Source organism: Nocardia coubleae NBRC 108252, from assembly GCF_001612805.1.
Lineage (GTDB): Bacteria > Actinomycetota > Actinomycetes > Mycobacteriales > Mycobacteriaceae > Nocardia > Nocardia coubleae.
Map to the genome: position 1 here is coordinate 987,702 of NZ_BDBD01000011.1, position 18,991 is coordinate 1,006,692.

At 69.5% G+C, this 18,991-nt stretch carries 20 protein-coding genes; 15 read left to right on the forward strand and 5 right to left on the reverse strand.

Annotated features, from left to right (window positions below; translation table 11 throughout):
• The first annotated feature begins 73 nt into the window (after nucleotides 1-73).
• The 6 genes from NCO8_RS13650 to NCO8_RS13675 are packed head-to-tail and all read left to right on the forward strand — an operon-like array spanning nucleotide 74 to nucleotide 5,029.
• Complete coding sequence (locus NCO8_RS13650; protein WP_067639459.1) at nucleotides 74-1,726, forward strand: AMP-binding protein; 1,653 nt, start codon at nucleotides 74-76, stop codon at nucleotides 1,724-1,726.
• Nucleotides 1,727-1,765: 39 nt separating this feature from the next.
• Nucleotides 1,766-2,554, forward strand: a complete 789-nt coding sequence (locus NCO8_RS13655; RefSeq protein WP_067639461.1) for a ferritin-like domain-containing protein — start codon at nucleotides 1,766-1,768, stop codon at nucleotides 2,552-2,554.
• Entirely contained in the window at nucleotides 2,554-3,090 is a 537-nt protein-coding gene (locus NCO8_RS13660; RefSeq protein WP_067639464.1) for a PaaI family thioesterase, read from the forward strand. Before NCO8_RS13655 ends, NCO8_RS13660 begins: the two co-directional genes overlap by 1 nt.
• On the forward strand, nucleotides 3,087-3,353 hold the full coding sequence (locus tag NCO8_RS13665) for an acyl carrier protein (RefSeq protein WP_067639466.1): 267 nt from the start codon (nucleotides 3,087-3,089) through the stop codon (nucleotides 3,351-3,353). Before NCO8_RS13660 ends, NCO8_RS13665 begins: the two co-directional genes overlap by 4 nt.
• Entirely contained in the window at nucleotides 3,350-4,183 is an 834-nt protein-coding gene (locus NCO8_RS13670; RefSeq protein WP_067639468.1) for an SAM-dependent methyltransferase, read from the forward strand. Before NCO8_RS13665 ends, NCO8_RS13670 begins: the two co-directional genes overlap by 4 nt.
• Before the next feature lie 3 nt (nucleotides 4,184-4,186).
• Nucleotides 4,187-5,029, forward strand: coding sequence for an acyl-ACP desaturase (locus tag NCO8_RS13675; RefSeq protein ID WP_067639470.1), 843 nt, complete (start codon nucleotides 4,187-4,189; stop codon nucleotides 5,027-5,029).
• Nucleotides 5,030-5,085: 56 nt separating this feature from the next.
• Here NCO8_RS13675 and NCO8_RS13680 read toward each other — a convergent pair whose 3' ends face one another.
• Nucleotides 5,086-5,553 (reverse strand): PaaI family thioesterase, encoded by a 468-nt coding sequence (locus tag NCO8_RS13680; RefSeq protein WP_067639473.1) that lies wholly within the window; start codon nucleotides 5,551-5,553, stop codon nucleotides 5,086-5,088.
• Nucleotides 5,554-5,708: 155 nt separating this feature from the next.
• Between NCO8_RS13680 and NCO8_RS13685 the strand changes: the two genes are divergently transcribed.
• The gene (locus tag NCO8_RS13685) at nucleotides 5,709-6,929 is read left to right on the forward strand and encodes a cytochrome P450 family protein (protein ID WP_067639475.1); all 1,221 of its coding nucleotides are present in this window, start codon (nucleotides 5,709-5,711) and stop codon (nucleotides 6,927-6,929) included.
• A 97-nt stretch (nucleotides 6,930-7,026) separates the two neighbouring features.
• Here NCO8_RS13685 and NCO8_RS13690 read toward each other — a convergent pair whose 3' ends face one another.
• Both NCO8_RS13690 and NCO8_RS13695 read right to left on the reverse strand, forming a co-directional pair.
• The gene (locus NCO8_RS13690) at nucleotides 7,027-7,728 is read right to left on the reverse strand and encodes a DUF8020 domain-containing protein (protein WP_067639477.1); all 702 of its coding nucleotides are present in this window, start codon (nucleotides 7,726-7,728) and stop codon (nucleotides 7,027-7,029) included.
• Nucleotides 7,729-7,816: 88 nt separating this feature from the next.
• Nucleotides 7,817-8,749, reverse strand: coding sequence for a PDR/VanB family oxidoreductase (locus tag NCO8_RS13695; RefSeq protein ID WP_439951677.1), 933 nt, complete (start codon nucleotides 8,747-8,749; stop codon nucleotides 7,817-7,819).
• A gap of 145 nt (nucleotides 8,750-8,894) precedes the next feature.
• On the opposite strand from NCO8_RS13695, the gene NCO8_RS13700 reads away from it, so the two are divergent.
• From NCO8_RS13700 to NCO8_RS13735, 8 genes are read left to right on the forward strand one after another with little or no spacing between them, the layout of a single operon-like run.
• Nucleotides 8,895-10,055, forward strand: a complete 1,161-nt coding sequence (locus NCO8_RS13700) for an acyl-CoA dehydrogenase family protein (protein WP_067639481.1) — start codon at nucleotides 8,895-8,897, stop codon at nucleotides 10,053-10,055.
• Nucleotides 10,056-10,067: 12 nt separating this feature from the next.
• Nucleotides 10,068-10,592: a YiiD C-terminal domain-containing protein gene (locus tag NCO8_RS13705; RefSeq protein ID WP_067639483.1), complete on the forward strand. Its 525-nt coding sequence runs from the start codon at nucleotides 10,068-10,070 to the stop codon at nucleotides 10,590-10,592.
• On the forward strand, nucleotides 10,589-11,509 hold the full coding sequence (locus NCO8_RS13710; RefSeq protein WP_067639485.1) for an alpha/beta hydrolase family protein: 921 nt from the start codon (nucleotides 10,589-10,591) through the stop codon (nucleotides 11,507-11,509). Before NCO8_RS13705 ends, NCO8_RS13710 begins: the two co-directional genes overlap by 4 nt.
• Before the next feature lie 8 nt (nucleotides 11,510-11,517).
• Nucleotides 11,518-12,648: an ABC transporter ATP-binding protein gene (locus NCO8_RS13715; RefSeq protein ID WP_067639487.1), complete on the forward strand. Its 1,131-nt coding sequence runs from the start codon at nucleotides 11,518-11,520 to the stop codon at nucleotides 12,646-12,648.
• Between the two features lie 31 nt (nucleotides 12,649-12,679).
• The gene (locus NCO8_RS13720) at nucleotides 12,680-14,047 is read left to right on the forward strand and encodes an ABC transporter substrate-binding protein (protein ID WP_174550323.1); all 1,368 of its coding nucleotides are present in this window, start codon (nucleotides 12,680-12,682) and stop codon (nucleotides 14,045-14,047) included.
• Complete coding sequence (locus NCO8_RS13725; protein WP_174550324.1) at nucleotides 14,047-14,904, forward strand: metallophosphoesterase; 858 nt, start codon at nucleotides 14,047-14,049, stop codon at nucleotides 14,902-14,904. Before NCO8_RS13720 ends, NCO8_RS13725 begins: the two co-directional genes overlap by 1 nt.
• 1 nt (nucleotide 14,905) lies before the next feature.
• Nucleotides 14,906-15,859, forward strand: coding sequence for a carbohydrate ABC transporter permease (locus NCO8_RS13730; RefSeq protein WP_174550325.1), 954 nt, complete (start codon nucleotides 14,906-14,908; stop codon nucleotides 15,857-15,859).
• Nucleotides 15,849-16,661, forward strand: a complete 813-nt coding sequence (locus NCO8_RS13735; RefSeq protein WP_067639494.1) for a carbohydrate ABC transporter permease — start codon at nucleotides 15,849-15,851, stop codon at nucleotides 16,659-16,661. Before NCO8_RS13730 ends, NCO8_RS13735 begins: the two co-directional genes overlap by 11 nt.
• Before the next feature lie 381 nt (nucleotides 16,662-17,042).
• On the opposite strand, the gene NCO8_RS13740 is transcribed toward NCO8_RS13735, so the two are convergent.
• Nucleotides 17,043-18,407, reverse strand: a complete 1,365-nt coding sequence (locus NCO8_RS13740; protein ID WP_067639496.1) for an acetyl-CoA carboxylase biotin carboxylase subunit — start codon at nucleotides 18,405-18,407, stop codon at nucleotides 17,043-17,045.
• Nucleotides 18,404-18,940, reverse strand: coding sequence for an acetyl-CoA carboxylase biotin carboxyl carrier protein (locus tag NCO8_RS13745; RefSeq protein WP_067639499.1), 537 nt, complete (start codon nucleotides 18,938-18,940; stop codon nucleotides 18,404-18,406). The genes NCO8_RS13740 and NCO8_RS13745 overlap by 4 nt, the downstream gene beginning before the upstream one ends.
• Between the last annotated feature and the right edge of the window lie 51 nt (nucleotides 18,941-18,991).

The following is an 18,991-nucleotide window of genomic DNA, read 5'->3' on the forward strand; positions in this document are numbered from 1 at the left end:
ACGGTGATTATCGGCGCGCGTAATTCGTTATTCGTTCAACGCGATGTCAGCTGGCACTGTTGTCGTTTCCGGCATGAATTCCTCGCGTTCGAGCGACACGCTCACCACCCTCCTGGCAGGGGTAGCCGCCGAACGGCCGCGCGTCACGGCGACGTTCTGGTCGGTGTCGGAGCAGCTGGACAACGCCGAGATGCAGGCACGCGCCCAGGCGACGGCGACCGCGTTGGTGCGGCGCGGGATCGGGCATGGCGAGCCCGTCGGCCTGCTGAGCCCCAACGCGCCGGAGTTCCTGACCTCGCTGTTCGGCATCGCCGCGGCGGGCGCCGCCGCCACTCCCCTGCCGCTGCCCGCCGGCACACGGGCGACGGCCGTCTATCCGACGAAGCTGGCGGCGATCACCGCGGCCGCGGGCATGCGCACTGTCCTGGTCTCGCCCCGGTTCGCCTCGATGATCCCGCTGATCGGGGACATCGGCGTCGAATTCGTCGACACCGGCGCGCTCGTCGACGATGTCATCGCCGACGAAGACATCTTGCCGACGCCGGGCCCCGACGATCTGGCCATCGTGCAATTCACCTCCGGCAGCACCGCACTGCCCAAGGGCGTGCGACTCACCCATGCGAATGTGGTGAGCGGACTGGCCGCCATCCGCACCGGTATCGATCTCGGACTCGACGATCAGGGCGGATTCTGGTTGCCGCTGTTCCACGACATGGGACTGTTCGGCACCCTGTCGGCGGTGCTGCGCGGCATCCCGGCGCACGTATGGTCGCCGATCGCGTTCGTGAAGGATCCGGCGCGCTGGCTCGCCGAGTTCGCCGCGACGAAGACCACCATCACCGCGATGCCGAACTTCGGCTACGAGGCGCTGCTTGCGGCGATCCCGCCGGAGCGGGTCACCGACTACGACCTGCGGCACTGGCGGATCGCGTTCAACGGCGCCGAACCGATCGCCGAATCGGTGGTCAGCGCGTTCTGCGAGCGGTTCGCGCCCGCCGGTTTCGCGCCGTCGACGATGTTCGGCGTATACGGCATGGCCGAGGCCACCCTCGCCGTCGCGTTCCCACCGCTGCTGCGCGAGCCGGTCTTCGAGTGGGTCGACCGCGCCCTGCTCTCGGACGCCGCGGTCGCCGACGTGGTCGCGCGGGACGCCGACGGTGCGCGGGCGGTCGCCTCGGTCGGCGGGCCCGTCGACGGGATCGCCGTGCGGATCGTGCACCCCGACACCGGCGCCGACCTGCCCGACGGCCGGGTCGGCGAGATCCTGATCCAGGGCGCCCCGGTGACCGACGGCTATCTCACCGCCGACCCCGAGGCCGCCGCCGACCGGTTCGTCGACGGCTGGCTGCGCACCGGCGACCTCGGCTACCAGCGTGACGGCGAACTGTTCGTCACCGGCCGCTGCAAGGACATGATCACCGTGCGCGGCGTGAACTACTACGCCCAGGACGTCGAGGCCGCCGTCCGTGACCTCGACGGCGTCCACAAGGGCCGCTGCACCGCCGCCGTCGATCTTGATGGCGACGACGTGATCGCCCTCATCGCCGAAACCGAACGCACCGGCGCGGCCGCCGACGCGCTCGCCGACGCCATCCGCGCCGCCGTCACCGCCCACCTCGGACTCAGCGCGGTCCAGGTGCACCTGGTCGCGCCGCGCAGTATCCCCCGCACCAGCAGCGGCAAGCTCCAACGCCTCGCCGCCCGCGAACTGATCGGCCGGCGATGACGCCGCGCCCGGCTCCCCCTCGATCGAACGGAGTGCCTCGTGCACAGCTTTGACGTGTTCCGCCACTACGAACGCCTGCACTGGAAACTGAGCGATCTCGACCTGCCCGCCGTCGACCCGACGCTGGTCCGCCCGGAGTACATCACCCTCGCCAAGAGCGCGGCCATGGGTGAGTCCAATGTGATCGCCGCGGTACACGGCTTCCTCAACGAATTCGTCGACGACTACGACTTCTCCACCTTCGCGGTGGTGTGGGGCTATCAGGAAGTGCAGCACCACTACGCGTTCCGTTCCTGGCTCGGCGCGATCGGCGAGGACGTCGAGGACCGCGCCGTCGACGCCATGCGCGAGCCGTACGCACCGGGCAGCACGCCCTCGGCGACCTTGGCGACCAACATCATCTCCGAGCTCACCGTCAACCACGTGTACCGCGCGGTGTCGAGCTGGGTGGGCGAACCGGTGCTGAAGGAGTTGCTGCTCAACGCCAGTCGCGACGAGGCAGGGCACGCGCGCGAGTTCATCCACTACACCAACGAGCGATTGAAGAAGCGCCCCGAGGAACTGCCATCGGTGCTCGAAACCTTGTACGTCTACAGCTCCGAGGCCAAGATCAAGCATCCGGTGAGCACCTTCAAGGCGGGCATCGCCGAGCTCGGTGACCACGAGACCATCGACACCGGCTTCGAGCTGTTCCTCGAGCAGGTCGCCGCCGAGGGCGAGCTGGAGGTGCTGCACGACAAGGTGCGCCGCACCTTCGCCTCGATCACCGGGCTCGACCTGTCCAGCAACGCGAAGGTGCGTCGCGCGCTGGCCGACGCCATCGCCTGATGACGGCCGCCGACGCCGTCGTGGTGCCGTGGTCGGTGATCCCCGACTACCACTGCTTCGGCTGCTCCCCGCACAATGCCGCCGGGTTGCGCCTGAGTTTCACCCCGCGCCCCGACGGCGCGCTGGAGGCCGGGTTCCGGCTGGGCCGGGCCTTCGAATCCTATCCCGGTGTCGTGCACGGCGGGCTGATCGGCGTGGTGTGCGACGAGGTGATGGGCAATCTCATCGTGCTCGCGCGCAACGTACCCGCCTTCACTGTCTCCCAGCGCACCCGCTTCCTCACGCCCCTGCTGGTCGATCGCGAATACCGCTGCGTGGCAACGCTTCCGCCCGAGCGCGGGCCGGGTCCGATCGCCGCGCACGCGGAGATCCTCGACGCCGACGGCGCGGTGTGCGCGTCGTCGACGGCCACCTATCAGCCCTTCGATCTGCACGCGGTCCGCGACCAGCTCACCCTCGACGACGACGAAGTCGCCTTGCTCGACCACGCCCTGTCCACGGCGAACACCTTCTCCCCGAACGGAGCCCGGCCATGACAACCACTTCCGCCGACACCATCCTGCGCACGGTCACCGAGATCGCGATCTCCGAAACCGGCCTGCCCGCCGCCGAGCTGACCCCCGACGCCGACCTGCGCGCCATGGCCGGTGTCGATTCGGTGCGGGTGCTGCGGATGATCGCCCGCATCGAGCGCACCTTCGACATCGAGCTCGAGGACGAAGACGTCTTCGGCATGTCCACCCTGGCCGAGGTCACCGCCGTGGTGGAGCGCTCCGTCGCCGAGGGGCGGCAGGCATGACGGTCGTCGCCGATACCAATCAGCACTACGATCTCGATCCCGACATCTTCGGCGAGTTCCTCGATCCGCTGCGCAAATACAGTGCGGCACTGTACGAATCGGCCGACGACACCCTGGAGATGGCGCAGCGCAACAAGCTGCGTTTCGTCGCCGAGCGGCTCGGCCTGCGCGGCGGGGAACAGCTGCTCGACGTGGGCTGCGGCTGGGGTTCGCTGATCCTCTACATGGCAAGCGAATTGGGTTGCCGCACATTGGGGATCAGCCCGGCGCCGCGGCAGCACGACTACATCGCCGCGCAGGCCGCCGCCCGTGGGGTGAGCGAGCTGGTGCGCACTCGCGTCGGGCATTTCGAGCAGCTCGACCTGCCCGCGCGTGGCTTCGACGCCGTCACCCTGCTCGGCTCGATCGTGCACATGCCCGATCCCGACGAGGTGTTCCGCCGCGCCAAGGCGGTGCTGCGCCGCGACGGCACCCTCTACGTCTCGGAGAGCTGCTTCCGCAATGCGGCCATCCGCACCGCGTTCGACGATCGCGACGGCACCGGGTTCGTCCGCGAGGACATCTTCGGTTTCGGTGAGCTGCGCCCGCTCTCGGAGCTGGTCGCGGCCGCCGAGAACGCGGGCTTCTCGGTGATCTCGGTCGACGACCTCACCGAGAACTACCGGCGCACGATCGAGGACTGGATCGCCAATGTCGACGCCGCCGCCGACCGCATCGACGCGCACGGCGCCGGCCTGGCGGCCAAGCTGCGCCACTATCTCGAGATCGCCAACGCGGGCTGGGGTTACACCACCAAGCATTACGCGCTGGTCTGCCGGAATGCCAGGTAGGACATGATCAGCACACCAGGGTTGCTGCCCGTCACCGAGCTGACCGCCGCGGTCGACGGCTTCCTCGCCGCCTCCCCCGCGACCCGCGCCTGGGACGTCGAGACCGCCTTCGACTGGACGGCCGCCGACGCGGGCAGGCTCACCGAGGGACAACGATCCGCGGTCCAGTTCGTCACCCTCATCGAAGACCACCTGCCCGGCTATTTCGATGTCTACCACCGGCATTTCCCGGTCGACGACAGCGTGGACCTGCCGACCTTCGAACACAATCGGGAGCTCTACCACTTCACGGTGCGGTGGGCGCTCGAGGAGGACACCCACGCCAGGGCACTGGCCCGCTACCAGGAGGCCGCGGGTATGGCCGAACGGTCCACGCTGCGTTCGGAATTGGCGATCGAAGGGCACAAACCGTTCGACCTGCCCTACGACCATCCCGTGCAGTTCTTCGCCTACGCGCTGGTGCAGGAGAAGGCGACACAGATGTACTACCAGCAGCTGCGCGACGTCGTCACCGATCCGGTGCTCGCCGCGGTCCTCACCCGGTTGTCCCGCGACGAGGCAAGGCATTTCAGCTTCATGGCCGAGGTGGTGACGCGATACCTGCGCCACGACGGTGACGCGGTGGTGGCGCCGATCCGCGACGTCATCGCCCATTTCCGGATGCCGCTGTCGGACACGCTGCGCGGCTACTGGCGGTGGGCGCTGCGCATCGCCGAAGTCGCCGACTACGACCACACCGCCGCCTACGAGCACCTCGTGAAGGTGATCGACCGCGCGGTCGACACCCGAACCGAGCCGATCGACGAGCTCGTCAGGTTCGTCGAGAGCTGTCGGGCGCTTGCCTGATCCGACGGCACCGGCCCCGCCCCCGATCGGTTCGGGGCGGGGCCGGTGCCGTGTGGTCAGTTGCCCTGTGCCAGTAGGAGAATCGTCGTGGTGCCGTGGGCGATGAGCTTGCCCGCCGCGTCGGTGATGCGCCCCTCCGCGGTGGCGGTGCGCCGCCCGACGTGCACGGCGGTGGCGTCGCAGGTGAGCCTGCTGCCGTCCAGCGTCACGGCCCGGATGAAGTTCACCTTCAGTTCCAGCGTGGTGTAGGCGACACCGTCGCCGAGCTCGGTGAACACCGCACTCCCCATGGCGGTGTCCATGAGGGTCGCCAGGACACCACCGTGCACCGTGAACATCGCGTTGATGGTCGCCGGATTGGGGTCGAGATAGTAGCGCGTGTGTCCTTTCGACGCGCTTTCCAAGCGAATTCCGAGCGAATCACCGACACCCAGTTTTTCTTGCAGTCCGCGTTCGAATACCGCGGTCAATTCGTCGACCCGCCGCTGCGCGGTCACGTCGACGTCCATGTCGGTACTTGTCATGATCTTCCTCCCTGCGGACGATTTTCCCCTCCCATTCGAGCAGCGTTCGGTGAATTGCGGTTTGCCGCAGCCCATTCCATGCCGAACTCCGATTGCCTGATCGGGATCGCGCGCACCCGGCGAATCGTTCGCCGGACGCCGGTACCGTCGGTGAGATGGCCGACACCACCGCTGCTCCCCGCGTCGAGTCCATCGGCGCCGACTTCTTCGACGATCCGCACGCCCACTACCGGCGCTGGCGCGCCGCTGGCCCGGTCCATCGGGTCCGCTTCCCCGACGACGTGGTCCGCTGGGTGATCATCGGCTACGCCGAAGCCCGTGCGGCGCTGGCCGATCCGCGCCTGGCCAAGGATGTCGGGCAGGTCGAGGCGATCCTGCACGAGAAGCGCCGCGAAACGCGGTCGGATCCCAATGTGAGCGCGCTGCTGAGCCACATGCTCGGCACCGACCCGCCGGCGCACACGCGCCTGCGCAAGCTGGTGAACAAGGCGTTCACCGCCAAGCAGGTCGCCGGGCTGCGTCCCCGGATCGAGCAGATCACCGAGGACCTGCTGGATGCGACCGCCGACCGTGACGAGTTCGATCTGATGGAAGAGTTCGCCGATCCCCTACCGGTGGCCGTGATCTGCGAGCTGCTCGGTGTGCCGTTCGCCGACCGTGCGGATTTCCAGGCGTGGACTCGTGCGCTGGTCACCGTCGTCGGCGAGGACGAAGGGCGCCCGGCCGCGGGCGCCGCCATGGTCGGTTATCTGACCGATCTGGTGCGGACCAAGCAGGCCGACCCGGCCGACGATCTGCTCTCGGAACTGGTGCTGGCCGACGACGACGGCGACCGGCTCACGGACAAGGAGCTGGTGTCGATGGCGTTCCTGCTGCTGGTCGCCGGGCACGAGACCACCGTCAATCTGATCGGCAACGGCATGAACGCGCTGCTGCGCGACCGGGCACAGTGGCAGGCGCTGTGCGCCGATCCGGCGGCGGTGCCCCTGGCGATCGAGGAGTTCCTGCGCTTCGACGGGCCGGTCGACATGGCCACGGTGCGCTACACCGCCGAGCCGGTCACCCTGGGCGGCACCGAGATCCCGGCGGGCGAACTCGTCTATGTGTCGGTGGCAGCCGCCAATCGCGATCCCGCACGGTTCGCCGACCCGGACACGCTCGCCACCGACGGGCACACCACCGGGCACCTGGCGTTCGGCCACGGCATCCATTTCTGTGTCGGCGCTCCCCTGGCCCGGCTCGAGGCCACGATCGCCGTCACCGCCCTCCAGCGTCGTTACCCCGACCTGCGGCTGGCCCCGGCCGCCCTGACGCCACGCTGGCAGACCAGCACGCTCATCCGCGGTCTGCTCGCGTTGCCCGTGCTGACGCGCTGATCGCAGCGACGCCCGGACGGCGAAAGACCCCGCCCGATCACAGGATCGGGCGGGGTCGGTGTCCCCCGGTCGCTCTATACCGGGTCTTCGACCACCCCTACTTCGCCGGTGCGTTGAACGGCTGGTTGATGGTGGTGAAGTACTGGATCGCCGCGCCGATGGCCACGGGCGCGGTGATGAAGATCTGCCCGGCCAGGGTGCCGAGCGCACCGACGGCGAGGATGCCGCCGATGCAGCCGACCGCGGCGGCGGGCAGGAACGGGCCGAACAGGCCGACGATGGTGGCCGCGGCGACGGTGGCGCCGACGATGCCGCCGAGCACGCAACCCACCGCGGCGCCGCCGATGCCACCGACCAGGGTGCCGATGGCGGCGCCGGTGGAGATGGTGGTGGTCAGCCTGGTCCAGGCCGCCACCTCACGCTCGTATTCGCTCTTCCAGGGTGCCTTGTCCTCGAAGGGCAGGGCGACCGGCTTGTAGACGGCCTGCGAGGCATCCAGCTGCGGGCTCAGTGTCGCCGTGTTGCCCGCGATCTCGGCCACGATGGGCAACTCGAACTCGTCCAGCCGGAAGGTCAGCGGGGTGGCGGCGACGGTGGTGCCGTCGGGCGCCTTCACCTTGAACGCGCCGTCCTCGACGACCATGGAGCCGGCACCTGTGGTGATGACGGACTTACCGGCCACTTCCTGCGCAGTGAACTCGATCGGGGCGGGGGCCTGGGCCGACGCCGAGCCGGTGATACCGGCCGTGACGCCGATCGCGGCGGCGAGCAGCGCCGCGGCCGCAGCAGATTTCCTCATCGTATATTTCTTCCTCTCACATTCCCGGACGGGAATCGGGCGCGTCCGTTACGCGCACGTTCTGGGGGACAACCGATTCCGCGCGCGCTCACAGGTCGAGCACCAGGACGCCGGAGCGGGCCCGCGAGACGCAGAGCATCATCGTGGCGCCGCTGTCGCGTTCCTCCGCGGTGAGCAGCGAGTCGCGGTGATCCACCTCGCCGTCGAGCACCGGGGTCTCGCAACTGCCGCAGGTGCCTTCGCGGCACGAGGTGAGTACCGCGATGCCCGCCGATTCGAGGACGTCGACGATGGACCGATCGGCCGCCACGCGCAGCGTCCGGCCCGTCTGCGCCAATCGGATCTCGAAGGCGGTGTCGGCTTCCGCGGGCACGACCGGCCGTGGCACGAAGCGTTCGGTACGCACTGTGACACCGCCCCGCGCGCCCGCTGCCTCGACCGCCGCCAGCAGCGGTTCGGGACCGCAGCAGTACACGGTCGCGCCCGGCCGGTCGGCCAGGATCTGCGCGATCGGCAGCAACCCGGCCTCGTCCTGCGGCACCAGCCGCACCCGGGGGTCCGCGGCGAGGACGTCGGCGAAGGCCATGTGCGCGCGGCTCCGGGCGCCGTAGTGCAGCGTCCAGTCCGCACCCGCCCGGTCGGCGGCGGCGATCATCGGCAGGATCGGGGTGATCCCGATCCCGCCCGCCACGAAGGTGTACCGGGCGGCAGGCGTCAGCTCGAAGTTGTTGCGGGGCAACGAGACCGACAGTGTGGTGCCGGGCAACGCTGTCCGGAACAGGGCGGCCGAACCGCCCCGGCCCCGGGGTTCGTGCAGTACCGCGATCCGCCAGTGGTCCCGGTCGGCGGGGTCGCCGCACAGCGAGTACTGGCGCACCCCGGCGGCGCCCACCGCCACGTCGATGTGCGCGCCCGGCGTCCAGGCGGGCAACTGCCCGCCGTCGACCGCGGCGAGCACCAGGGCGAACACCGCGTCGGCTTCCTCGGTGCGGTCGATCACCCGCACGCTCACTTCGGTCATGCCCATCCCCTCGGCGGAATCGTTGTCGAGATCACCGTGGTGCAGCGGCGCCCGGTTCGCCGCCGTGGCATGGCGAGACGATTGGACCGATCGACGTTCACTATCGCCCCGGCCTCCGACCTGCCCGCCGCCCGAAACTGGCGGCATGACTCCCGTGTCGGAACTGGTCGACAGGACCAGGCAGTTCGTTCGAGATCACGTCATTCCGGTGGAACGCGAGGTCGTGGTCGGTGGCCGGGTCACCGACGACGCCCTGCGCCTCGATTTGCAAAAGAAGGCCAAGGAAGCCGGTGTCTTCGGTCCCCTGTCCGATCCCGCCTACGGCGGCCTCGGCCTCGACACGAGGGCGCAGGCCGAGGTGCTCGAGGCGGCGGGCGCGAGCCTGCTCGGCCCGCTGGCGGTCAACGCCTGGGCTCCCGACGACGGCAACATCCACCTGCTGGCCGCGGTGGCCAACCCCGAACAGCAGCAGCGGTATCTGGCCCCACTGGCCTCCGGCGAGGTGCGCTCGGCCATCGCCATGACCGAGCCTGCCCCCGGCGCGGGTTCCGATCCGCGGATGCTGGCGACCGTGGCCGAGGAGACCGACACCGGCTGGGTCATCAACGGCCGCAAACACTTCACCACCGGCGCGCAGGGCGCCGCGTTCACCATCTGTGTCGCCGCGACCACGGACGGTCCGACGATGTTCCTGGTCGACCAGGACAATCCCGGCCTGCGGGTGGGACGGCGGATGCCGACGCTGGATCACACCAGCGCCCCGGGCGGACACTGCGAGGTCGAGTTCGTCGATTGCGAGGTCGAGGAGTCCGCGATCCTCGGCACCGTCGGCGGCGGCCTGGACCTGGCGCAGGCGCGGTTGGCGCCGTCGCGGCTGGTGTTCTGCATGAACTGGCTCGGTCTGGCGGTACGCGCCCAGCAGCTGGCCGCCGAGCACATCACCGGCAGGCAGTCGTTCGGGGTCCCGATCGCCGACCACGGCATGGCCCAGGGCCTGATCGCCGACAACGAGATCGACATCGCCGCCGCGCGCAGCCTGATCCGCGCCACCGCCGCCACGATCGACGAGCACGGCGCCACCTCCGGGCAGGCCAGGCACGAGGCCTCGATCACCAAGACCTTCGTCTCCGAGGCGGTATGGCGGGTGCTCGACCGCGCGGTGCAGCTGCACGGCGGGCTCGGCGTCTGCGAGGACTACCTGGTGGCCCGATTCCTGGTGGAGGCCAGGGCTTTCCGCATCTACGAGGGTCCGTCGGAGGTGTTGCGCTGGTCGATCGCGCGACGCGTCCTGCGCGGGCCGCGCTGAGAGGACGACGTAATGACCCGCAGCATCGCCGGATTCGGCGCCGCTTACCCCGCCCTCGACCCCGATGCCGTCGACTTCGGCTATCTGCGCGACGCCTCGCAGGCGCTTGTGCCGTTCGGCGCGCACGTCGGCACCGTGATCACCGAGATCTCGGCCACGCGTTCGGTGGTGGAGATCCCCGCCGAACCGGTGATGTGCAACCACATGGGCACCGTCCACGCGGGCGCACTGTTCACCGCCGCCGACATCGCGGGCGCCGCGGCGTTCGTCGGTGCGGCCGCGCACCGCCTGCACACCATCGACCGGCTGGTCCTGCGCGGCGGCACCGCCGCCTACCGGAAGCCGGCGCGTGGCCGCATCCGTGCGGTCGCCACCGTCGAAGCCGCGGAGCTGGCCATGATCCTGGCCGCCACCGCGTCGAGCCGTTTCGGCCTTTCCGGCCGCGCCGAACTGCTCGACGACAACGACGTGCTCACCGCCGAATTCACCTTCGACTACGTGTGCGATGTCCGCATCGCCGGAACGGACGACCAATGAATTCCGCAACGCCCAGCGATTCCGCGACCGGGGGCGGACGGGTGGCGGACGGGCCCGCGACCTCGCCTGACACCAGCACAGTCGAGACCGTCGACGGCGTGCGGTTCACCGTGCGCCGGCTGGCCGCCGCGGACCCCACCGCCCCGGTGGTGCTGATCCTGCCCGCGATGGCGATGAAGGCCCGCAACTACCAGTCGCTGGCCAAGGCGCTGCACGCCACCGGGCTTTCGGTGGCCACCGTCGATCTGCGCGCGCACGGCGAGGCCGAGCCCGCGCTCGGCGAGCACACCGATTTCGGGTACCGCGAGATGCTCGAAATAGACCTGCCCGCCATCGTTTCCGCGATCGAGGAGCACTTCCCGCAGGCGCCGCTGCACCTGTTCGGGCACAGCCTGGGTGGCCAGCTGGCCCTGCTGTTCGCCGCCGCCGAACCCGAGCGGGTCGCCGGGGTGACCGTGATCGGCACCGGCACCGTGTTCTGGTGGGCGTTCGGTCCGCGCCGCTGGTTCGAGGCGCTGAGTCAGATCCAGTGGATCGGTCTGGTCGCCCGCGTCAAAGGGCACTGGCCGGGTGGGGTGCTTATCCCGGCGCCGATGCCGGGCGGGGTGATGGTCGACTGGTCGATCCACTCGCTGACCAGCTACTACCGTCCGCGCGGCACCACCCGTCGGTACAACTCGCTGCTGGCGGAGATGACGTTGCCGGTGCTCGCGATCTCGCTGTCCGAGGACGTGCTCGGCCCGAAGTCCAATGTCGACTTCCTGGTGTCGCGCATGCCCGCCGCACAGGTCACCCAGTGGCACATCGACGCGGACTCCGCGGTCGAGCACCGCGATCACTTCGCCTGGTTGAAGGATTCGCCCGCGATCGCGACCCAGGTGTCGCGCTGGATCACCACCGGCTCCGCGCCGGCCTGAGGAGAGACGTGGCACGACTGCAGATCCAAGCGGTGTCGAAGAAGTTCGACACCGACTACGCGGTGCGCGAGGTGAGCCTCGACATCGCCGACGGCGAATTCATGGTGCTGCTCGGCCCCAGCGGCTGCGGCAAATCCACCCTGCTGCGGATGATCGCCGGACTGGAGGAACCGAGCGAGGGCCGGATCCTGGTGGGCGGCACCGACGTCACCGACGCCGCGCCGCAACGACGCGACCTGGCGATGGTGTTCCAGAGCTACGCGCTCTACCCGCACCTGTCGGTGGCCAAGAACATCGGCTTCCCGCTGCGGGCCCGGCGCAGGCCGCGCGCGGAGATCGCCGAGCGGGTGGCGGAGGTGTCGGCCACTTTGGAGTTGTCGGCGCTGCTGGACCGGCGCCCGGTGGCGCTCTCCGGTGGTCAGCGGCAGCGAGTCGCGTTGGCGCGGGCCATGGTTCGCGATCCGGGCGCGTTCCTGATGGACGAGCCGCTGTCGAACCTCGACGCCAAACTGCGCAGCGCGACGCGCGCGGAACTGATCGCGCTGCACCAGCGGTTGGGGGCGACGTTCCTCTACGTCACCCACGACCAGGTGGAGGCGATGACGATGGCCTCGCGCATCGCGCTGCTCAACGAGGGCCGGGTCGAGCAGTGCGGCACGCCCGCCGAGCTCTACGACCAGCCCCGCTCGACCTTCGTCGCCGGGTTCCTCGGTGCGCCGCCTATGAACCTGTTCCCCGCCGTCGTCACTGCGGCCGAGGGCGCGCTGCGGGTGACCGCCGACGGCGTCGACGCCGCCCTCGCCATCACCGACGATCTCGACGCCGCCACCCCGGTGATCGCGGGCATTCGCCCTGAGCGCCTGCGCATCGATCCCGCGGCCAACGACGTCCGCGGGACGGTGCGCATGGTCGAGAACCTCGGCAGCGAGGAGCTGGTGCATCTCGACGCGGGCGCGACCAGCCTGTGCGTGCGTGCCGCGCGCCCGGCCGGGGTCGCCGCGGGCGAGAACATCACCCTGCGCGTGGATCACGCCGACATCCACCTGTTCGACCCCGACACCGGCTTGCGGCTGACCTGGCGTGCGCCGCAACCGGATTCGCCGAAGGCCGTGGACGCGGCGGCCGTGCCCGTCCCCTGATTTCCCGCACCACTCGATGAGGAGAACCACCATGAAACGCACCCTGCCCATCTTGGGCGTGGTGTTCACCACCGCCGTCGCCCTGAGCGGCTGCGGTCTGGGCGGCACCGTGTCCTCGGACACCACTTCGACCGCGCAGATCCCGGAGCTGAAGCCCGACCAGCAGGTCTCGATCACCTTCGAGTCCTACAACTACGGTCTCGCCGGTGCCTGGACCGATACGTTCAACGCGCTGATCGCCGACTTCGGCAAGAAGTACCCCAATATCAAGGTGACCGCGCAGAAGCCGCAGGGCAACAGCCCGAACCCGGCCACCGACACCATCTCCAGCATCCAGAACCAGATGGTCGCGGGCACCCCGCCCGATGTCGCCCAGCTCGGCTTCTCCGACCTGGACTTCACCATCAACCAGCTGCAGGCCAAGCCGCTCGACACCCTCGTCGGCAAGCAGGAGGTGGACCGCAACTTCGACGGCCGCCACGCCTACGCGCCGCGCGCCCGCGTTCTCGACGACTGGAACGGCCACACCTACGGCGTGCCGTTCGTGTTCTCCACCCCGGTGCTGTATTTCAACGCCTCGCTGTTCACCGAGGCCGGGCTCGATCCGGCAAAGCCACCGGCCACCTGGGCCGAGGTCGCCACCACGGCCGCGCAGATCGCCGACCGCACCGGCAAGGGCGGGGTGTACATCGACTGCCTGACCAAGACCGCCAAGGACTGGTGCTTCCAGTCGCTGGTGCGTTCCAACGGCGGCCGGGTCATCTCCGAGGACCGGCGCACCCTCACCTACGCCGACGCACCCGTGGTCGAGGTGACGCAGATGGCGCAGAACCTGGTGAACTCGGGCAGCATGCCCAAGCTCAACCAGAAGCAGGGTTACGAGGCGTTCGCGCGCGGCGAGATCGGCATGATCCTCGAGACCAGCGCCATCCAGGGCACCTTCGTCACCGGCGCCAAGGACAAGTGGGATCTGCGTTCGGCGGCGATGCCCGCGTTCGGCGACAAGCCGACCGTGCCGACCAATTCCGGTGCGGGCCTGCACATCCTGTCCAACGATCCAGCCAAGCAGCGGGCCTCGTGGGAACTGATCAAGTTCCTCACCAGCGAGGAGTCCTACATCAAGATCGCGCAGAACATCGGCTACCTGCCGCTGCGCACCGGTCTGCTCGAAGATCCCGACGGCCTGAAGGACTGGGCCGCGAAGAACCCGCTGCTGAAACCGAACGTCGCCCAGCTCGCCACCATGGAGCCGTGGGTCTCCATGCCCGGCAACAACTATCTGCAGATGCGTGACGGCATGATGGACGCGGTCGAGGCGATCGTCTTCCAGGGCAAGGATCCGCAAGCGACCCTGACCGCGGCGCAGGCCGAGGGCGCCAAGCTCATCCCGGCGGCATGATGAGTGATCTGACCATCGTCCAGCTCACCGACACCCACCTGCGTCCGGCCGGTGAGCTCGTCCACGGTGTCGTCGACACCGACGCCAACCTCGCGCGGGTGCTCACCCAGCTGCGCGCGGCCGGGCAGCACGTGGATGCTCTGGTGCTCTCGGGTGACCTGTCCGACAACGGGTCACCCGAGGCGTACCGGCGGTTGCGTGCGGCGGTGGAGCCGGTCGCGGCCGAGCTCGGGGCCGAGATCGTCTATGTGATGGGCAATCACGACGAGCGGGTCGGCTTCGGCGAGCAACTGCTCGACCTGGCCCCCGGTTCGGTGGATCCGGCCCTTCCGCACGATTCGTGCGTCGAGATCGCGGGCCTGCGCGTCATCGCGCTCGACAGCACGACACCGCTGCGACACGAGGGCAGGCTCGAACTCGAGCAGCTGGCCTGGCTCACCGAGCGGCTGCGCGTGCCCGCGCCGCGCGGCACCCTGCTCGTGCTGCACCACCCGCCGATTCCCTCGCCGATGGCCACCACCGACTTCCTCAAACTCGAGGACGCCGAACGGCTGGCCGACGTGCTCGCGGGCTCCGACGTGCGGATGATCCTGTGCGGGCACAATCACCTGACCGCCGCGGCGGCGGTGGCGGGGATCCCGGTGTGGATCGGTCCGGCGCTGTCGTACCGGATCGATCCGATGGCGCCGGTGGGCAGGCACCGTGGGCTGGCCGGATTCGGGTACAGCCGCATCGATCTCGTCGGCGACACGATGCTCGCGACGGCCATCGAGGCCACCCCGGCGGCCGCGGTCTACGACCGGCCCGAGGCCGAGGTGCTCGAGCAATTGGCGGCGATCGCCGCCCGGACGCGGTGACATGTTCGTCATCGACGACCGGCAGGACCCGGCGCAGGCGGTGCCGAACACCGCCGCGCCGGGTCCGCGCCGGTTCACCCGCCGCGCGCTGACCCGCCTCGTCGCGCCCTACCTGTATCTCGCGCCCGCTCTCGTCCTGTTGGTCGTGTGGACCTATCAGCCGCTGGCCCAGGCGGTCGAGCTGTCCACGTATTCGTGGAATCTGCTGCCGACCGCGCCGATGAAACCGGTCGGCACCGCCAATTACGAACGGCTGCTGGATCTTCCGGCGTTCTGGGGTTCCCTCGGCCGCACCGCGACCCTGATCCTTGGGTTGCTGCCGTTCACGGTGCTGTTGCCGGTGCTCATCGCGCTGGCGAGCAGGCGCGTGCACGGCCGGGCCAGGACCGTCTATCAGGCGCTGGTGTTCGCGCCGTTCCTCGTCGCGCCGGTCGCCGCGGCGGCGGTGTGGCGGTGGCTGCTGCATCCGGGCACCGGATTCGTCGACCAGCTGCTCGGCACCGGCCACAACTGGGTCTACGACGCCTCGACCGCGCAGGCGGTGATCATCGCGATCACGGGGTGGCAGCTGCTCGGTTTCGCGACGCTGGTGGTCTGGGCCGGACTGGCCGGGATCAGCGGCGACTACAGCGAAGCCGCGCGGGTCGACGGGGCGACACCGGGGCAGATCCGGCGCTGGATCACGCTGCCCCTGCTCTCCCCCACCCTGTTGTTCCTGGTGCTCACCACCGTGCTGCTCAGTCCCACCCTGTCCTTCCCGCTGATCGACTCGATGACCCAGGGCGGTCCGTCGCAGGCCACGACCAACATCTACTACCTGCTCTGGGACTACGCGTTCCACAGCTTCGACGCCGGGCTCAGCGCCGCGGCGGGTGTGCTGTTGTTCGTCGGCTTCGGCGCGCTGGCCGCGGTGCTGGTCTGGATATCGGAAAAGGTTGCCGTCCATGATGATTGACCGTCTGCGCGCGGCGGGCAGCCACCTGCTGCTCGCCGGCACGGCGCTGCTGTGCGTATTTCCCATCTACTGGCTGTTCGCCACGGCACTGCGCCGGCCGGAAGACGTCACCTCCCTCGCGCCGTTGCCGTGGCCGCTGTCGATCGACAACTACCTCGACGCGGCGCAGAAGGTGGATGTCGCGGGCCTGATCGCCAATACGTTCTTCGTGGCGGTCCTGTCCGCGGCCGGGCAGCTGCTCATCGCGCTGCTCGCCTCGTACGCGTTCGCCATGTACACCTTTCCGCTCCAGCGGCTGATGTACCTGGCGTTCGTCGGTGTCTGGCTGGTGCCGTTCCAGGTGACCATGTTGCCCAACTACATCCTGCTCAACGAGCTGGGCCTGATCAACACGCTCATCGGCTGTGTGCTGCCGACCCTGTGCTCGGCGCTGGGCGTGCTGCTGTTGCGCCAGCACATGTCGGCATTCCCGAAGGAACTCATCGCGGCCGCGAAAATGGACGGCCGCTCCTCCTGGGCCATCCTGTGGACCGTGGTCGTCCCCAACCTGCGCCCCGCGCTGGCCGCCCTCGGCATCCTGCTGTTCATCAACGCCTGGAACGAATACTTCTGGCCCGCCGTGGTGCTGCGCCAGTCCAACGACGTCCTCCAGTTGGGCCTGCGCAGCTTCATGGGCACCGAAGGCGACCAGTGGGGCCCCATGATGGCCCTCGCCAGCCTCGCCTGCCTACCGGTCCTGCTGCTCTACCTGGTGTTACAGCGCCACATCGTGAACGCTTTCGTCCGCTCGGGTCTCAAGTGAGGTCAGGGCGTCACCCACAATGGCCTGGTGGGATTCGAACTGTGCCGTGGCGCTGCGGCCGCTGCCTGGCTCCTCCAGCAAGGGCAGCCATGGCGGCGGCTCGCCGCGCGCGGGGTATCAGAAGTATGCGCGGCTCAGGTTCGTCTCCGATCCTGACTTCCCCGGGCAAAGCCTGAACGACGTCCGCCCAGACCAGCCGGAACTGCCCGAAAGCAGCAGGTCGGCATCGCGCTGGAAACCCTAGCGCCAGCGACGACCTGGTCATGACGCGCGCTCCAGCCCGCACCGGAGAATCTCTGAGCCGGAGTCGATTCAGTCGGATGGACGGGCAGTGCACACGGCCGGTTGGGTCAGACCCGTCCGGCCGGTGCGTGGCGATGCTCAGTGCACGGCGGCCGGGGCGTTCAGGGCGCCGATGAGGGCCGTGTCGTGGGTGGCGGACCGGAAGGCGGGGTGGTCGAGGATGTCGTGGAGGAAGTCGGTGGTGGTGGCCACGCCGGGGCCGGCGATCGTGGTCTCGGCGAGCGCGCGGCGCATGCGGGCGATGGCCGTCGGCCGATCCGGCGCCCAGACGATGACCTTGGCGAGCAGCGAATCGTAATGTGGCGGAATGGCATAGCCCTGCGCCACATGGGTGTCCACTCGGACGAAGGGACCGGCGGGGAGTGCGCACTCGACGAGCGTGCCGGGGGCGGGCGCGAACGCTCGTTCCGGGTCTTCGGCATTGAGGCGGCATTCGATGGCTACACCGTGCGGCACGCGCTCGCCGAGGGTCAGTGGCTCGCCCGCGGCGATGCGTAGCTGCTCCGCGACCAGGTCGACGCCGGTGACCATCTCGGTGACGGGGTGCTCGACCTGGAGGCGGCAGTTGACCTCCATGAAGTAGAACCGGCCGTCGGATGCGAGCAGGAACTCCACCGTGCCCGCGCCGACGTAACCGGCTGCCTCGCAGCCGCGGACGGCCGCGGCGGCGATGCGTTCGGCGAGTTCGGGCGACAGGCCCGGCGCCGGCGATTCCTCGACCAGCTTCTGATGCCTGCGCTGCAGCGAACAGTCACGCAGACCCAGGTGACGGACGGTGCCATGGGTGTCGGCGAGGATCTGCACCTCCACGTGCCTGGCTGATTCCAGGTAGCGCTCGACATAGAGCCTGCCGTCGCCGAACACGGCGGCGGCCGCGGCCCTGGTGTGCTGCCAGGCCGTGGCGAACTCGTCGCCGTCGCGCACGACCCGCATCCCACGGCCACCACCGCCGGCGACGGCTTTGATGATCACCGGGTAGCCGATCTCGTCGGCCAGGGCGCGCGCCGCGTCGGGATTGTCGATGGCGTCGCGGCTGCCGGGCAGCAGGGGCAGGCCCGCGTCGGCCATCAGCGCACGGGCGGTCGATTTGTCACCGAGCCGGGCCATGACCGTCGACGGTGCGCCGACGAACACGAAGCCCTCCGCCTGACACACCTCGGCGAAATCCGGGTCCTCCGAGAGGAATCCGTAGCCGGGATGGATCGCGTCGGCGCCGGTGGCGCGGGCCGCCTCGATGATCGCGGGGATCGAGAGGTAGCTGCGTTTGGCCGGGGCCGGACCGATCTGGACGTGTTCGTCGGCCAGGCGCACCGCCGCGGAGTCACGGTCCGCGGCCGAGTGCACCGCCACGGTGGCGATGCCCAGCTCGCGGCAGGTACGGATGACTCGTACCGCGATCTCCCCGCGGTTGGCGATCAGGACCTTGCCGAAGGGGCGGGTCATCGCAGCGCCTCGAACACGATCAGGGCCTGGCCGTGCTCCACGGCGTCACCGTTGTCGACGAGGATTTCCACCACCACACCCTCGCGGGTCGCGGTGACCGGGATCATCAGCTTCATCGCCTCGATGATGCCCACCTGCTGGCCGGCGCGGACGGGGTCGCCCACGGCGACGAACGGCGCGGCACCGGGTTCCGGCGCTCGATAGAACACGCCGACGGTCTCGGCGGTGAGCGGGAAGGTCGATGCGGCACCGTTGTCGGCGGCCCTGTCCACCCGGGCTGTGACCCCATCGGCGGGTTCGGTCGGGACGAGAACCAGCTGTCCCGCCGAATCGCCCTCGGCGGCGGCCGCCACGGGTCGCTCTCCCCAGGTGATCCGCAGAGACACCGGACCGTTGGCGACCGTCACCGAGGTCGGTGCGGACCCGGTGGCGCCCACCGTCATGGCGTGGCGGCTGAGCACCGCGAGGCTGTGGTCCGCTTCGGTCGGGCTCACGGCCCGCACGGGAGGGTCGTTGGTCACGGACTCGGTCATCGATTCTGCTCCTGAATCTTGGTGTGCGGGTTGGTCGGTGCTCCACAAGCT

Coding starts and splice junctions, on each gene's coding strand:
- NCO8_RS13650 (WP_067639459.1), top strand. CDS start 74: ATGAATTCCTCGCGTTCGAGCGACACGCTCACCACCCTCCTGGCAGGG.
- NCO8_RS13660 (WP_067639464.1), top strand. CDS start 2,554: ATGACGGCCGCCGACGCCGTCGTGGTGCCGTGGTCGGTGATCCCCGAC.
- NCO8_RS13665 (WP_067639466.1), top strand. CDS start 3,087: ATGACAACCACTTCCGCCGACACCATCCTGCGCACGGTCACCGAGATC.
- NCO8_RS13670 (WP_067639468.1), top strand. CDS start 3,350: ATGACGGTCGTCGCCGATACCAATCAGCACTACGATCTCGATCCCGAC.
- NCO8_RS13675 (WP_067639470.1), top strand. CDS start 4,187: ATGATCAGCACACCAGGGTTGCTGCCCGTCACCGAGCTGACCGCCGCG.
- NCO8_RS13680 (WP_067639473.1), bottom strand. CDS start 5,553: ATGACAAGTACCGACATGGACGTCGACGTGACCGCGCAGCGGCGGGTC.
- NCO8_RS13685 (WP_067639475.1), top strand. CDS start 5,709: ATGGCCGACACCACCGCTGCTCCCCGCGTCGAGTCCATCGGCGCCGAC.
- NCO8_RS13690 (WP_067639477.1), bottom strand. CDS start 7,728: ATGAGGAAATCTGCTGCGGCCGCGGCGCTGCTCGCCGCCGCGATCGGC.
- NCO8_RS13695 (WP_439951677.1), bottom strand. CDS start 8,749: ATGACCGAAGTGAGCGTGCGGGTGATCGACCGCACCGAGGAAGCCGAC.
- NCO8_RS13700 (WP_067639481.1), top strand. CDS start 8,895: ATGACTCCCGTGTCGGAACTGGTCGACAGGACCAGGCAGTTCGTTCGA.
- NCO8_RS13705 (WP_067639483.1), top strand. CDS start 10,068: ATGACCCGCAGCATCGCCGGATTCGGCGCCGCTTACCCCGCCCTCGAC.
- NCO8_RS13710 (WP_067639485.1), top strand. CDS start 10,589: ATGAATTCCGCAACGCCCAGCGATTCCGCGACCGGGGGCGGACGGGTG.
- NCO8_RS13720 (WP_174550323.1), top strand. CDS start 12,680: ATGAAACGCACCCTGCCCATCTTGGGCGTGGTGTTCACCACCGCCGTC.
- NCO8_RS13725 (WP_174550324.1), top strand. CDS start 14,047: ATGAGTGATCTGACCATCGTCCAGCTCACCGACACCCACCTGCGTCCG.
- NCO8_RS13730 (WP_174550325.1), top strand. CDS start 14,906: ATGTTCGTCATCGACGACCGGCAGGACCCGGCGCAGGCGGTGCCGAAC.
- NCO8_RS13735 (WP_067639494.1), top strand. CDS start 15,849: ATGATGATTGACCGTCTGCGCGCGGCGGGCAGCCACCTGCTGCTCGCC.
- NCO8_RS13740 (WP_067639496.1), bottom strand. CDS start 18,407: ATGACCCGCCCCTTCGGCAAGGTCCTGATCGCCAACCGCGGGGAGATC.
- NCO8_RS13745 (WP_067639499.1), bottom strand. CDS start 18,940: ATGACCGAGTCCGTGACCAACGACCCTCCCGTGCGGGCCGTGAGCCCG.